Raw genomic sequence first — 13,930 nt, 5'->3', positions numbered from 1 at the left:
TTTATTCGTGTTGTCAAGAGGAATTTTAACAGAAGCGCTATATATTCAATACGAATTGAAATAGGCATACAACATATTGCGTTGTTGTTATATCTAAGGCCATGAATGTACACCAGATGTTGTAGGCGATTTTTTCCACCCGCATAATCTGCCCGCCCTCAGGCAATTCCCCTCTTGCCTCAGTTTTGCCTCTTCGTGAGGGCAGGGAGGGGGGAGGGGGTAAGGAATCTTTTTAACAGGTATATACCCCGCGCCTTCCTTCCGCCGATACCCCTCGGAAACTCTGAATTATGTCAAAAGTTTACCGTTACAAACAATTTTCAAATGTAAACAAATGCAAAGCGGGCTCGCACGATTCCCCTTCGTGCAAACCCGAATCCGCGCCGGCGGTCATACAACTTTCCGCCCCCTTTTGCAACTTTCGGAGGCTTTTTGCAACCGCTATACAACCCCACTCAAGGGATTTAAATTCTTTATTATAAACAAGTTGTATTAAGTAAAAACTCTATGAGAAGGGACAAGTTGCATGGTTGTATGAAAAAAACGCCTCTATATGCGCGCAAGAGCTCAGACTGAGCCGGGCTCCTCTTCCCTCACCTCAAACCCCGCCGGCATGATATTTCTCAATGCTTGCTCTTTGTCCTGCGGTTGCGGTCGGAAGTACCTCTGTTGTATTTCCTCGGATTCATGCCCCACCAGCACGCGGCACATATCTGCCGTAATTCCTGACGTGCGGGCAGCCGTGACGACATAGCTTCTCAGGCTGTGAAAGCTCTTGTTCGATACAGAGCGCCGGCCGCCGCCCTTCGCGCTCACGCTAGCACGCTGAGCTATGCCGAGAGTCTGAAGAAGAGAGGTAAACTCCGTTGACAGATACCCGGGGCTGCGCCTGTAGCGCTCCTCCATGTCGGGAAACACATAGGGACTATTGCAGGCGTGAGCCTTGAGAAAGCGAAGCCTTTCCTTCATGAGTATAGGATACTCAAGCCGCGCTCCCGTTTTCTGCGTCCAAAGACGAATCACGCCCTTTTCGAAGTCGATAGAGTCCCACCGCATGCACACAATGTCCCCTAGCCTCTGCCCGGCCGTGTTGAGGCACAAGAGAACGATGTCAGGCCAAGGCGCCGGCGCCTTACTGAGAATGAGCATTATATCCTCGCGCGTGAAAGCCTCGCGCCGCATGGAATCCTTGCCAAGGTCTTTGATTTTGCACTTTTTCATCGGATTCCGGCTCAGAAACCCTTCCTCGATAGCCCTATTAAAGGCGGAAGAAACGTGCTGCCTCATGGTTTCAATGGTGCGAGAGGCAATCGTCCCGGCCAAGGAGTCAAGGAAGTCCTGACACTTCTGATGGGTTACCCAGTCAAGCCGGCGTTCGGCATCCCCCGCCAAGAAGCGCAGAAAGAGCTCGAAAGCCCTCTTCTTGTTTTGTTGAGTAGACTCCCTGCAGTTCATCGAAAAGTTGTTCAAATAGTCTCGCACTGAGGGCATCTTTGCAGCAGCTCCGCCGGTTGCGGCCGCTGCTCGCAGCGCGTCCACCTCTTTATCAAGGGAGGATAGGCCAAGAGCAAGGCGCTCCATTGAATCGGCTTGCCTTTGAGCCCGCGCTTTCAGGTTCGCCGGCTTCTCCCCCGGTGCAGTGATGGGCACCTTCGTAGACTTCATGAAACTCTTACCATTGACTCGGAAGGTAGCGTACCAAACATTCCTTCCCTCCTTCTTTGAAATTCCGGCCATAGCTCTTTTTTCGGTAGTGGTGTAAGACGTTGCCTCGCGTCTAGCGCCCTGCGGCACGTCTAGCACGCGTCTAGCGGCACGTCTAGCAGAACGTCTAGCGCTGAGGTGTGCGCTCATGCTATCGTAGGCTAAGCAGAAAGTCAAGAAAAGCCTGAAAATACAAGGGGAAAGCCCTTTTAGGCTTCCCCCTGTAAAGTTGTTTTTAAGCGGATGGGGTGGGATTCGAACCCACGGAAGGTTACCCTTCGGCGGTTTTCAAGACCGCTGCATTCAACCGCTCTGCCACCCATCCCTGAGAGCGACCCGCTTGCGAGTCGGCGACGTGCGCTCATGGTATCACAAAGCTCCGCCCCTCGCAAGCCTTTTTCGCAAGGGAGCCGCAAAGCGGAACGTCGTCGCCTGCGAGGAGCCTCCGCTGCGCCGGGACGCAGAGCCGAGACGCAGAGCCGGGACGCAGAGCCGGGACGCAGCGTGCCGCGGCTGCGCCGCGATACGGACTTGAAAGCGCAGGCTCTGCGTGCTAGAATACACCCGACGATGAGCAAAACCAAGCCCCCCGTACCCCTGCAGAACAACCCCAGCGCCATTCAGAGCATGTTCGGGGACTACTATCTGGAGTACGCCTCGTACGTCATCCTCGAACGCGCCGTGCCGCACATCATCGACGGGCTCAAACCCGTGCAGCGCCGCATTCTGCACGCTATGGAGCGCATGGATGACGGCCGCTTCAACAAGGTCGCCAACATCGTCGGCGACACGATGAAGTATCACCCGCACGGCGATGCGTCCATCGGCAGTGCTCTCGTCACGCTGGGGCAAAAGGGGCTGCTGATCGACACGCAGGGCAACTGGGGCAATATCCTCACCGGCGATACGGCGGCTGCTCCGCGATACATCGAAGCCAGACTCTCGAAGTTCGCGCAGGAGGTCGTCTTCAGCCCGAAAGTTACCGAATGGAAGCTCAGCTATGACGGCCGCAACAAGGAGCCTGTCTCGCTGCCCGTCAAGTTTCCGCTGCTGCTGGCACAGGGGGCACTGGGCATTGCCGTGGGTATGAGCTGTCTGATTCTGCCGCACAATTTCAATGAGCTCATAGATGCAGCCATCAGTTACCTGCGGGGGCAGGAGTTCCGCCTCTACCCGGACTTTGCCACGGGCGGCCTTCTCGACGCGAGCAACTACAACGACGGCACCGGAAACAGCCGCCTGCGCTGCCGCGCCCGCCTAGAGGTCGTCTCCAAAAAGCTCATTCGCATCACGGAAATTCCCTACGGCACGACGACCGAATCGCTCATCCAGAGCATCGAGGCGGCGATGGACAAGGGGAAGCTCAAGATTGCCAAAATCGAGGACAATACGGCCGCGGAGGCCGATATCCTCATTCACCTCAATCCCGGCAGTGAGCCCGAGAAGCTTTGCAACGCGCTCTACGCTTTTACCGAATGTCAGGTGAGCATTTCGCCGAAGGCGGTTGTCATTGTCGATCGCAAGCCCGTGTTTATGGGGGTGAGCGAGATTCTCAAGCTCAATGTCGATCACACGAGAGAGACGCTCAGGTCGGAGCTGGAGGTGAAGCTCGGCGATTTGCAGGAGGAGTGGATGTTGGCGAGTCTCGAAAAAATCTTCATCGAGCATCGCATTTACAAGGTGCTGGAGGAGAGTGAGAGCTGGGAGCAGTCTCTGGCCGAGATCGGCGAACGGCTCGCGCCTTACGTCGTCGATTTCATCCGCCCGGTGACTCGCGAGGACATCATTCGCCTCACGGAAATCAAAATCCGCAAGATTGCGAAATACGAGATTCACGAGGCCGAGAAGCACATTGCCGATCTCGAGGCGGATATCGAGCGCTGCCGCCGCGATCTCGCTCAGCTCACCCGATACACCATCCGCTGGTTTGAGGGGCTGCGCAAGAAGTACGGAGCCGCCTGGCCCCGCCGCACGGAGTTGTGCGAGTTCGACAGTGTCAGCCGCGCGGAGGCCGCCGTGGAGAATGAGACGCTGTATCTCGACGATGAAGGCTTTGCCGGCTACGGCGTTCGCAAGGGCACGGCCATCGACAAGTGCTCGACGCTCAGCGATGTGCTGACGATTGACCACCAAGGCACCCTCTGCGTGCGGCGCATTCAGGAGAAGTTTTACGCCGGGCGCAAGCTGCTGGATATCCGCGTGCTGCGCCCGGACGACGACCCGGTCTTCAACCTCATTTACCGCGACGGCAAGGACGGCAACACCTATGCCAAGCGCTTCCGCATCGGCGGCTTTACCCGCGAGAAGGAGTATCAGCTGACGCAGGGTACGCCCGGCACGCGCATTTTCTTTTTGAGTGTCCACGGAAGCGATGAGGAGAGCGCGGCGGTGTCCGTCAACGTCTACCTCAAGAATCAGCTCAAGCGTCTGCGCCGCCCGATTCCCTTTGAGTTTGCGCGGCTGCGCATCAAGGGTCGCGCGGTTTTGGGCAATATTGTGACGAAGAATCAGGTCGAGCGCATCAGCCGCATCATGAACAGTGCCCCGAGCAGCGCGAATGCCGACGATGCGGTCGCGATCATGCCCGATCCGCCCGCTGCGCGGACGCAGGAGACCGCCGAGGCCGCGTCGCCGTCGGGCGCCGAGGCCGAGACTCCGGCCGAACGGCAGCAGCAGCTCGATCTCGGGCTTGAGTGACGGGCTCCGTCGCGGGCGTGAGCGGCGGAGGAGGCCCCTGCCCTCGGCTTGCTCTTGGCCTCGGCTCGCTCGGTTCCGCCCGCCGCCTCGCTGCTCGGCATCACCGAGCGTAGCTGTGCATGGATTCAATCTGCGGCAGCAGGTTCACCACCATGAAGGTCACGACAATGGCGGCGAAGGCCAGCAGCAGCAGGGGGCGGCGCCACGACGCGAAGGCGGGGTGGGGCTGCACGTGAAAATAGAGCAGATAGAGCAGCCAAGTCAGCAGTGACCAGACCTCTTTGATATCCCAAGCCCAGTAGCCGCCCCAAGCCGCATCGGCCCACACGGCGCCGCTGATCAGGCCGAAGCTCAGCAGGGGGAATGCGAGACGCACGACGGCATCCGCGGCGGCGAGGTCTTGCTCGCCGCGCCCGCGCCGAAAAGACAGCAGGCAGAGGAAGGCCGCCACCGTCATCAGCCCGTAGGCCAGCACGTAACTCGTTACGTGCGGCGCAAACCAAGGAGACTGCAAGGCCGGCATCTGGCGCCAAGCGGCCTGAAGAGGCATGCAGAGAGCCCCGATGAGGGCGAGAGCCGAGGCGGCGGCGAAGCAGCCCGTGAGCTCCAAGTGCCGGCAGCGGCGCATGAAGAGGGCTGCCGGGCCCATCGCCAGCGGGAAGAAGCAGAGCACGTGGCGCATGTTGCCGAAGGGCAGCGCCTCGGCCAAGGCGGCGTTAGCCGCCAGCAGCCCCAGAGACAGCACCCAGCCGACGGCCAGCAGCGCACGAGCAGCCCGCGGCCCTTGCCGCACCGCTGCGGCCGTCGAGGCGAGGCAGGCCAGCAGCGCGGCCGCCGTGAGCACGTAAATCATTGTTGTCATGCCTGTGCGTCCTCCTTTCCGTCGTCTGAGACACGAATATCGTCGCCGGAGGCGCCGGTACCGTCGTCAGAACCGCGGGTTCCGGTCTGAGCGGCCCGCTGAGAAGCGCTTGGGGCGTTGCCGGCGGCGCTGTCAGAGGAGTTGTCAGCGGCGGCGCTGAGCTTCGTGCGGCGGCAAGCGGCACCGCCCCAGCACCAGAAGGCGAGGCTGAGCAGCAAACCGAGCATCCCGCTCATCGCGCAGATGCGGCCGGGCGCGCGCCGCGCCTGCATGATGACGAGCAGCTTGTTGCCCATCGGGCGATAGCTCATCAGAGAAATCAGCCAGCCCTTGCATTCGATCGGCTCATTGACGCGCAGCAGCTCCGTCCGGCTCTCGGGCATGCCCTTGTAATCCGTCTGCAGCTCGCAGAGCGCGCGGTACTCCTTCACCGTCGGCGGCATCTGCATGATCAGCCTCGGCGTCTCGCCCGGCAGCATCAGGAAGGGGCGGTCGATGCCCGGCGCGGTTTTCAGATCGGAGAGCGGCCACGATTCATCGCCCAGCCAAAGGCGGCCGTCGCGCAAGCTCAACTCCTGCGGATTCTCCCAGCGCCCGTTGTGCGCCGACGCGATCTCGTAGCGCGTCACATCATCGTAAAAACTGACCTCAAACTCCTTCACCGCGAGGGAGAAGCCCAGAGGCCACTCGCGCCCGTCCTCCGTTTGTACGGACGATGCTCGCACGGAAGCGTCGGACGGCAGCGCCAGCGTTGCCGTCACCTCACCGCAGAAGTCCAAGTAGGCGCCCAGCGCCACCAGAAAGACGGACACATGCGACATGGCCAGCCACAGACGCGGCGTGAGCAGTCGCATTGCCAAATAGCCGAAAATGGCCACAAAAAGCAGACCCGTCAGCGCCGTGCAGCCCATGCCGACAGCCCCGGCCCACATCGCGCCGCCCTTCTGCGCCAGCTCAACGGCGCCGGCACCGTAGCGGAACAACACCGCTACGCCGGCCAGAGCGAGAAAGGCCAAGACCATGCCGACAATCAGGCGCAGCACCTGCCCCGCAGCGAGGCGCATCGCGCCCCAAAGCGACAGCATGGCGCCGATCACCCCCAGCAGCAGCATCGCGCCTCCGCGATACACATCAGGAGCACCCAATCGCGGGAACCCACCGGCAAAGAGCAGCACACAGACGGCGCCGATCAGCATCAGAGTCGCCTTGAGAGACGTTTTCATCATTGAAGCTTGTCCTTATGCACCGAGCGCACACGAAAGTCGGCCGTCGCTCACCGAAGGGGTGCGGTACCGCCGCCCTTCCCGCACCTCACCAGTTCCAAGAGATATCGACGACGCCCAGCAGCGTTTCGCGGTTCTGCTTATCGAAGGTCGGGCTGCGATACATCGCCCCCGCATAGTAGTCGATGCCGTGGTAGCGCACGCCGAAGCCCAGGCGCACCTCGCCCTGCCACGGCTCGCGGGAACACTTCGATTCAAAGGAGTGAAACACGCCGCCGTCAATGAACATGTCGCGCGCCACGTACTTCACCCCGCCGCTCATCACCATGTAATAAGACGCGCGCGAAGGGTTGTAGCGCGTCGGCTCGATGAGCGAAACACCGTAGTCGCCCGCGGCATTGCCGCAGTTGGCCGTTGCCGGCGGCAGGTTCACGCCGATGCGATAGGTCGCGCCGATACCGGCGGCAATCGCCACCGTGCCGACCTCTTCGCGCGTGTAAATCGTTGAATCCGTCTGCAAACCGTTCGCGCACTCACACTCGAGAAACTCCAAGCGGTAATCCTGACGCGAGGTCAGCTGCAAGGTCACCTCCGAGGGAATCTGGTGATGCCAGCCTCTCCATTGATCCATGCCGCCGAGCTCGTGAATGAACCACTGGCAATCCTGGGCAATCGAAGGCTTGCCCGTCACGCCCAGCTGAAACTCGAAAGACGCACCGAAATCTTCGCCGCGCATCAGGTAGGCGGCGCCGACCGCCATATAGCCGGCGTAGGGGTGCTCGTTGGGGTAATAGTAGCGCGAGTTTGTCTCCGGCGTGTAGATATTCTGCGTCAGGCTGATGCCCCACCAGCGGTGCCGCTGCTCGTCGATGGCCTGCGTGTAGTCGATGCGCGTGCCGTGCGTGTAATCGCAATCCGACCCGAACGGCGAATCATTCTCTAAAATCACGCGCAGATTGTGGCGGGGATCCGTTGTGTACCCCTCCTCGCCCGGCTGGGGAATAGGATTCCAATACCCGGCGGCTCCGGCGGCCGCTGCCATGAGGAGAACGGGGAATAAGCTCATGCCCCTCGGTATACACTCCAAGGCGGCGCCTGTCAAATCAAATTACGGAGCCACCCCCCTTATGACACAGCTAAGCCCGATCTCTCCGAGCCTATGTGTCAACATTGCCATAGAAGAAGCTGCCACCGACACGCCAAACGCTGCCTTTCCAAACGCTGCCTTTCCGAAATCCGGGCTCGCCTCCCCGACTCTATTGACCTCTCCTACATCGTTCGTCGCATATTTTTCAACACAAGCATATTTTTTTGCTTGACTTTGTGAAAGGATCAGGTAGAGTAGCACCAATTCCATCACACTCTTCATCGCATGAAAAAGTTTCTTTCTCTCTGTGTAGCTGCGACGGTCGCGGCATTCGGTTTCGTCTCCTGCAGCGGCGGCGGTGACAACGGCTCGGGCTCACCCCTCACCGTCAAGGGCTTCAAATCCGGTAGTCGCCAGATAGTCTTCAACGCTGCCTCGCAAATCAGGGTCTACTCTTCCGGTTCCGTCCTCGAGAGTGCAAACCAGAGTGAGACTCAGTGTCACGTGCAGGGCTATCTCGCCACAGCCGCGAGTTCGTACAGCGTTGAGGTCATCTATGAGGTGACGATGGATGAAGAAAGCGGAGCCATCACTGCGGGCAGTCTGAATATCTCCTTTGATACACTGACCCTTGAAGATATCAACGAGGATACCGCCCTGCTGGCGGATCTCGGCGTGCGGGTGAACGGCGATGATGATGAAAATGGTGATAACGCGGCAGCCGAAGCGTTGGCACAGGCACCGATCATATTCGAGATCGACTACACCTCGTGGACGGCGCGCAGCACGGTGGGCGTTTTCAACCCGAACAATAACGCTGACGACGAAAACGACCCCGAGGCTAACAGAAACAACAACTTCAACGTTTACGTCCGCCCGCGCTGATCGCCGATTCGACGTCTAAGCGCAAGACTTTCCGCCTTTCCGCCCCTGCTCCGCAATGGAGCAGGGGCTTTTCTTTGTCGTCCTGCGAGCCCGAATGCGCCGTAGATACGGCGTTGCCGCGCGCCTCATGATGTCATACAGCGTATAAAAAAAGACGAACGGATAAATATGCTTGACTCTCCGTCACGGAAAACTAGAATGGGTAAGACGCTCAAACAATAAAGCTCAGATCATGACCAAAATCTTCATACCCGGCCTCCGTCTCGCCTCCCTCGTTCTCGGCTCGATGCTCGTCGTCGGCACACCTCTGCTGCTGACTTCCTGCGGCGGCTCCGGCAATTCCGCTGCGAATGCGCAAGCCGGCAGCCTTTTCGACCAAATCAGCGGCTTTGTCGGAGGAGAAACTCTCCTGACCATCCGCTCGACAGGGATCGTCGAATTCAACTGCAATCGAGGCGATACCGAAGACTTCGACGGCACGAGCAAGGTGACCCGCGGAGGATGGGTGCGCCTGAGCGACGGCTCCTACATCGACGTGAACATATCCTGCGAGATTCTGAACAACAACACCGCTGCTCTCGAGGTCGAACTGAGCAACGAGATCACCCCGGCGCAAATGCGAACCCTCCTGACCGACATCGGCATTGAGCTCTCCGAGAACATCAGCGATGAGAGCCTTAGCGAGCAGGCTCAAAATCCGCTAAAATATCAAATTACCCTCACCCAAGCCACGGGCTTCACGGAAATCGTGCTGCCGAACGAACAGTTTGATGCCTCCATCCACCTCGGCGTCTGTCCCCTTGAGTTTCGTGCTCTCTAAAGCGCCCGCCGCAGCGCGTTGAGCCACCCCAGACGTCCGTTCTCCCTCCATGAGCGCCGACCAGACGAGCCTTGCTCCGGGAGAAAGCGCTCTGCTCTGTGCGGTCTGCGGCCCCATCAGCGACGAAGAAGTCCGGGCTGCCGGTATCGTGCTTCGAGACGAAGAGGGAGTCTTGCGGCAGAGGCGCCGCGCGCTGGCTCTCCTGCACCCGCCGTGGACGGAGCTCGCGGCGCGGTATCGGCAGAGCGGCACCGTGCGGCAAGCAGCCGCACGCATCGAGAGCCTGAGGGCCTCGGCCGAAAGAAGCGGCGGCAGCCCGCCCCGCGGCGAAGCCCTCCTCGTGGCCCGCGCGAGGCAGGCTCTGCTCGACGAACGGCAGAGCGACTTCGCCCGGCACTTTGCCCGCTACCTCGCCCTGCCCTCCTACCGCTCCCCGAAGCTCCACGAAGCCGACTTCTGGTCGGGGGTTCTGGGGCCCGGCCTCGAGGGCAGCGAGCTTGTGCACAGCCGACCCGCGCGGCAGCGCATCGCCGCGCACATCGCTCTGAATTTCGCCTTCTCGGCCATGCCGGCGCAGTGCTGCCTGAGCGACAAAGCCGCCCTCTCGGGGACAACGGAAGCCGGCGACAGCGACTGCGAGCTGAGCATCGTCGAGGCTCTGCGAACGGGAGACCTCGATACCCTGCGCCGCCTCAGCGGCCGAGAACCCGACGGGCTCGCGGCCGCCGCTCTGCACCTTCTCCGCGGGCAACTCGCAGAAGCCCACCGCCTCTTCGCCGAAAACCTGCCGGCTCGGCGCGAAGAAGTGTCCGCCAATCCGGCCCATCTGCCGCTGCGTCTCCACGCCATCATCGCAGCGCTCGGAGCCGGAGCCCCGTCCGAGCTCTGCCGCCTGCAAATCGAGCTGGCCTACTACAGCATCGACCGCGTCCTCGACCTCTCCCAAAACGGCGCGCGGGATTACATCAGCCTGCTGGACAACCTCGCGTGGCTGGAAAGCGCGCGGCGCCGCTCCGGCAAGCAGCTGCCGCGCTCCCGCGGCGGCGTCTCCCTCATCCCCATTCTCTGGGGCTTTGCCTGCCTGCCCGACGACGTGCGGCACGGCATGCCCACCGACAAACTGGCAGCGCGCCTCGGCGCTCTGGCCGCCGCCGGGCAACCCGCCATGGCCGCGCACGGCGCCGCCGCCCTGCGGCGCCTGCTGCCGCCCGAAGCCCCCGAGCAGAACCTCCTGCGCCCCCTCTGCACGGCCCTGCCCGGCCTCAGCCCCATCGGCAGCATCAGCCTCACGGCAGGCAGCGAAGACGAAGAAATCGCCCACGCGCTGCCGAGCCCCCCCCCAGGGCAGCTCTACTGGGACCTCAGACTCGCCCCCGGCGGCGCAAGCATCAACCGCATCACCCTGCGCCTCAGCAGCGATGCCCAAGACGCCGGCCGCACTCTCGACCTCAGCCCGCACCGCCTCAGCGCCGTCACCGCCCTCATGGACGCCGACGACCGCCGCCGCATGCCCCTGCTGCGCGAACTGAGCAGCTCGGCCGGCAGGCAGCTCGACATGGCCGCCAGCCTCGCCGGGCATCCCCGTCTGCGCCTCGAGCACGACACGCCGTCCGGCCCCGCCCTCAGCCCCGTGCAGCTCCGCACGAGCCGCCCCAAACTGCGCGTCATCCGCCGTGGATCCGGCGTCGAGCTCAAGCCCGACATCCGGCTCAATCCGGGGCTCATCCTGAAGCGCAGCGAGGGCGAAATCGAACTCAGCGCCACCGGCGCCCGTCAAAAGCGCTTCTGCGACGAAGTGCTCAGCCACGGCAGCCGGGGCAGTCTGAGGCTCGAGAAGCCCGATCCCCTCGAGCTGCAAGAGCTGCTCAACAGCCTCGCCGACAGCTTTGAACTGAGCGGCAAGCTGCTGCCCGACGACGCGCCCCGGCAAAAGGCCGAGCCCGAACTCAGCCTCGAAGCCGACTACCGCGACGGCACCCTCAGCCTCCGGCCCCGCCTCAAGCTTCTGCCCGACGCCCTCGGCAGCGTCGAAGCCGGGCAAGGCCCCTCGCGCATGCTCATCGCCACCAAGCGCGGCCCCATCGGCGTCACCCGAAATCTCAGCAGTGAAAGACGACTCATCCGCCAACTCGAGCAGCGCTGCCCCGCGCTTGCCGCAGAGCAGCGGGACGGCAGCTCGGGCAGCGGCATCCGGCTCAGCGATCCCGCGCGGCAAACGGAGCTCCTTCGGCAATTGAAAAACGCTGATTTGCCGGTGCATTTCACCTCAGCGCAAAGCCTGCAACTCATCGACACCGCCGACCTCGCCCTCGACATCCGCAGCGGACGGGGCGAAAGCTGGCTGAGCATCGGCGGGCAACTGCGCGTCGATGAGCACAAAGTCATCGAACTGAGCGCCCTGCTCAAGCACCCGTCGACCGCGCCGCGCAGCGGCGACAAACAACTCCTCTGCACCCCGGAATTGCAGCAGGCCCTCAGCTGCCTGCGCCAACTCGCCCGCCTTTCCCCGGCGCAGCAACTCCGCCTCAGCCGCGCTGCCCTGCCCGCCCTCTGCGACCTCTTCCCGGAACAGAGCGACACCCTCATGCAGGCCCTGCAACAGAGCCGCCAAAGCCTTGCGGAAGCCCGCAGTGCTCCGCCGCCGAACGGCCTCGCCGCCACCCTGCGCCCCTACCAGCTCGAGGGCTACCGCTGGCTGCTCGAGCGCACGCGGCTCGGCATCGGCGCCTGCCTCGCGGACGACATGGGGCTCGGCAAGACCATCCAAACCCTCGCCCTGCTGCTGGAACGCGCCGACGGCGGCCCCGCCCTCATCATCGCCCCGCTCAGCCTGCTGGGCAACTGGGAAGCCGAAGCGGCCCGCTTTGCGCCCGGCCTTCGCACCCTCAACCTGCGCGACATCGGCACGGAACGCGCCCCGCAAGACCTGCGACGCACCCTCGTTCTGGCGAGCTACGGGCAAGTGAGCGCCCGGCCGGAAAGCGCCGCCGGGCAACACTGGCACACCCTCGTGCTCGACGAAGCCCAAAGCATACGCAACCCCGGCACGAAACGCGCGCGCAGTCTCTTCACCCTCCAAGCCGACGCACGCCTCTGCCTGAGCGGCACCCCCGTCGAGAATCGCCTGCTCGACCTCTGGAGCCTCATGCACTTCCTCAACCCCGAACTGCTCGGCAGCGAGAGAGACTTCAAGCTGCGCTACGGGCACGGCGAACGGCTCGACGAGCTGCACCGCATCACCGCCCCGCTCATCCTGCGCCGCACGCGCCGCCAAGTTCTGCCGCAGCTCCCGCCGCTCACGGACATCACCCTGCCCGTCACCCTCGGGCGGGAAGAGCGCGCCCTCTACGAAAGCTGCCGCCGCCGCGCCCTCGAGCGCAGCCATCGGCAGCGCGGCACCCTCTTTGCCGAACTCACGCGCCTGAGGCGCCTCTGCTGCCACGGCAGCCTCGTCGCGCCCGACTACCAAGGCCCCTCCGCCAAGACGGATGCCCTCATCGAACTGGTTGAAAGCCTGCGCGACGCCGGGCACCAAGCCCTCATCTTCAGCCAGTTCACCGACGTTCTCGACATTGTGGCTCAGCGCCTCGCCCCCCTCGGCATCAGCTACCTGCGCCTCGACGGCCGCACCGCCACCGCTCAACGCAGCGAGCTCGTCCAACGCTTCCAAGCCGGCGAAGCGCAACTCTTCCTCATCTCTCTGGGCGTCGGCGGCACGGGCCTCAACCTCACGGCCGCCGGCGACGTCATCCTGCTCGACCCGTGGTGGAACCCCACCACCGAACAACAAGCCGCCTCGCGCGCCCACCGCCTCGGGCAGCGCCGCCCCGTCACCCTCTACCGCCTCTACGTCAAAGACAGCGTCGAAGAGCGCATCCTCGCCCTCCAAGAGCAGAAACAACAGCTTGCCGACACGCTCATCGGCGAAGGCAGCCTGCCCCTCGAAACCCTCCTCAGCCTGCTGGCAGACTGACAACCACGCCGCCCGCCGCAGACGGACTCAGGCAGAGCGATGCCCCCGGCGATAGCGCCTGTAAACGATCAGACCGACCCAGAGCAAGAGCTCCAGAAGCAAAAGCACCCCCACCACCTGCGCCGTCACGCGCGTCTTCGGGAAAAGGAAAAGATTGAGAGCCAGATCATAATCCGGCCGCTGCGTCTCCTCGTAAGCCATCCAGCAAAGCGGCGTCAGCGTCAGCCCCCAAGCCAGCAACAGCAGAGAAACGCGGCGCACCACCGGCGCCAGACCGCCGATAAACACAGCCTGAAGAATCAAAGCCATAGCCAAGCCGCAAATCAGCCCGTGCACGATACCGAAGCACATCACCTGCTCTGCCCCCCTCGCCAACAACACCAGAGCCGCCGCAGCCAGACCGCCGAAAATCATCGTCATCAGCAGCACGCCGAAGCCGAGCAAAGCCGCATCGAGAGCCACCGTGCGGGCACCCTCACCGGGCGTCGCAGGCTCCTTTTGCTTCATCTCCTCGGTCGTCTCCTTGCTCATCAGAACGTATCACCGCGCACTCTAGCTCATTTTATCCCACAGGTCAAGCATCTTTTTGCTCACTCTCAGGCGCCGCACACGGACAAAAATCCGCACCATAAATCGAGCGAGAAAAGGACATGCGCAGTTGACTGGACAAAAATCCGCA

The 13,930-nt window shown here is 62.4% G+C and carries 9 protein-coding genes and 1 tRNA gene; 4 read left to right on the top strand and 6 right to left on the bottom strand.

Translation table 11 applies throughout. The features are described 5' to 3' along the window. Positions 1 to 567: 567 nt before the first annotated feature. Positions 568 to 1,737 (bottom strand): tyrosine-type recombinase/integrase, encoded by a 1,170-nt coding sequence (locus tag AC6UAL_RS04255; RefSeq protein ID WP_500682127.1) that lies wholly within the window; start codon positions 1,735 to 1,737, stop codon positions 568 to 570. A 207-nt stretch (positions 1,738 to 1,944) separates the two neighbouring features. Next, a tRNA-Ser gene (locus AC6UAL_RS04250) sits at positions 1,945 to 2,029 on the bottom strand. Positions 2,030 to 2,274: 245 nt separating this feature from the next. Here AC6UAL_RS04250 and AC6UAL_RS04245 point away from each other — a divergent pair. After that, the gene (locus AC6UAL_RS04245; RefSeq protein WP_500682126.1) at positions 2,275 to 4,401 is read left to right on the top strand and encodes a DNA gyrase/topoisomerase IV subunit A; all 2,127 of its coding nucleotides are present in this window, start codon (positions 2,275 to 2,277) and stop codon (positions 4,399 to 4,401) included. A 100-nt stretch (positions 4,402 to 4,501) separates the two neighbouring features. Here the strand turns inward: AC6UAL_RS04245 and AC6UAL_RS04240 are convergent, their stop codons facing one another. The 3 genes from AC6UAL_RS04240 to AC6UAL_RS04230 all read right to left on the bottom strand — a co-directional run bounded on the left by AC6UAL_RS04240 (position 4,502) and on the right by AC6UAL_RS04230 (position 7,552). Next, positions 4,502 to 5,263 carry a cytochrome c biogenesis protein gene (locus AC6UAL_RS04240; protein ID WP_500682125.1) on the bottom strand — a complete coding sequence of 254 codons (762 nt, stop codon included), beginning with the start codon at positions 5,261 to 5,263 and terminating at the stop codon, positions 4,502 to 4,504. Beyond that, positions 5,260 to 6,489, bottom strand: a complete 1,230-nt coding sequence (locus AC6UAL_RS04235; protein WP_500682124.1) for a cytochrome c biogenesis ResB family protein — start codon at positions 6,487 to 6,489, stop codon at positions 5,260 to 5,262. Before AC6UAL_RS04235 ends, AC6UAL_RS04240 begins: the two co-directional genes overlap by 4 nt. 85 nt (positions 6,490 to 6,574) lie before the next feature. Continuing rightward, the gene (locus AC6UAL_RS04230) at positions 6,575 to 7,552 is read right to left on the bottom strand and encodes a lipid A deacylase LpxR family protein (RefSeq protein WP_500682123.1); all 978 of its coding nucleotides are present in this window, start codon (positions 7,550 to 7,552) and stop codon (positions 6,575 to 6,577) included. A gap of 306 nt (positions 7,553 to 7,858) precedes the next feature. Between AC6UAL_RS04230 and AC6UAL_RS04225 the strand changes: the two genes are divergently transcribed. From AC6UAL_RS04225 to AC6UAL_RS04215, 3 genes are all read left to right on the top strand, one after another. Continuing rightward, positions 7,859 to 8,458, top strand: a complete 600-nt coding sequence (locus AC6UAL_RS04225) for a hypothetical protein (RefSeq protein WP_500682122.1) — start codon at positions 7,859 to 7,861, stop codon at positions 8,456 to 8,458. 232 nt (positions 8,459 to 8,690) lie between these two features. Continuing rightward, complete coding sequence (locus AC6UAL_RS04220) at positions 8,691 to 9,278, top strand: hypothetical protein (protein WP_500682121.1); 588 nt, start codon at positions 8,691 to 8,693, stop codon at positions 9,276 to 9,278. A 49-nt stretch (positions 9,279 to 9,327) separates the two neighbouring features. After that, on the top strand, positions 9,328 to 13,251 hold the full coding sequence (locus AC6UAL_RS04215) for a DEAD/DEAH box helicase (protein ID WP_500682120.1): 3,924 nt from the start codon (positions 9,328 to 9,330) through the stop codon (positions 13,249 to 13,251). 27 nt (positions 13,252 to 13,278) lie between these two features. On the opposite strand, the gene AC6UAL_RS04210 is transcribed toward AC6UAL_RS04215, so the two are convergent. Then, positions 13,279 to 13,782 (bottom strand): hypothetical protein, encoded by a 504-nt coding sequence (locus tag AC6UAL_RS04210; protein WP_500682119.1) that lies wholly within the window; start codon positions 13,780 to 13,782, stop codon positions 13,279 to 13,281. Positions 13,783 to 13,930 lie beyond the last annotated feature (148 nt).

The organism is Candidatus Parakkermansia intestinigallinarum, assembly GCF_944389695.1.
In the GTDB taxonomy this organism is placed as follows: Bacteria; Verrucomicrobiota; Verrucomicrobiia; order Verrucomicrobiales; family Akkermansiaceae; genus Akkermansia; species Akkermansia intestinigallinarum.
Note: the sequence above shows the minus strand (reverse complement) of the source record. Positions and strands in the feature narration are given on the sequence as shown.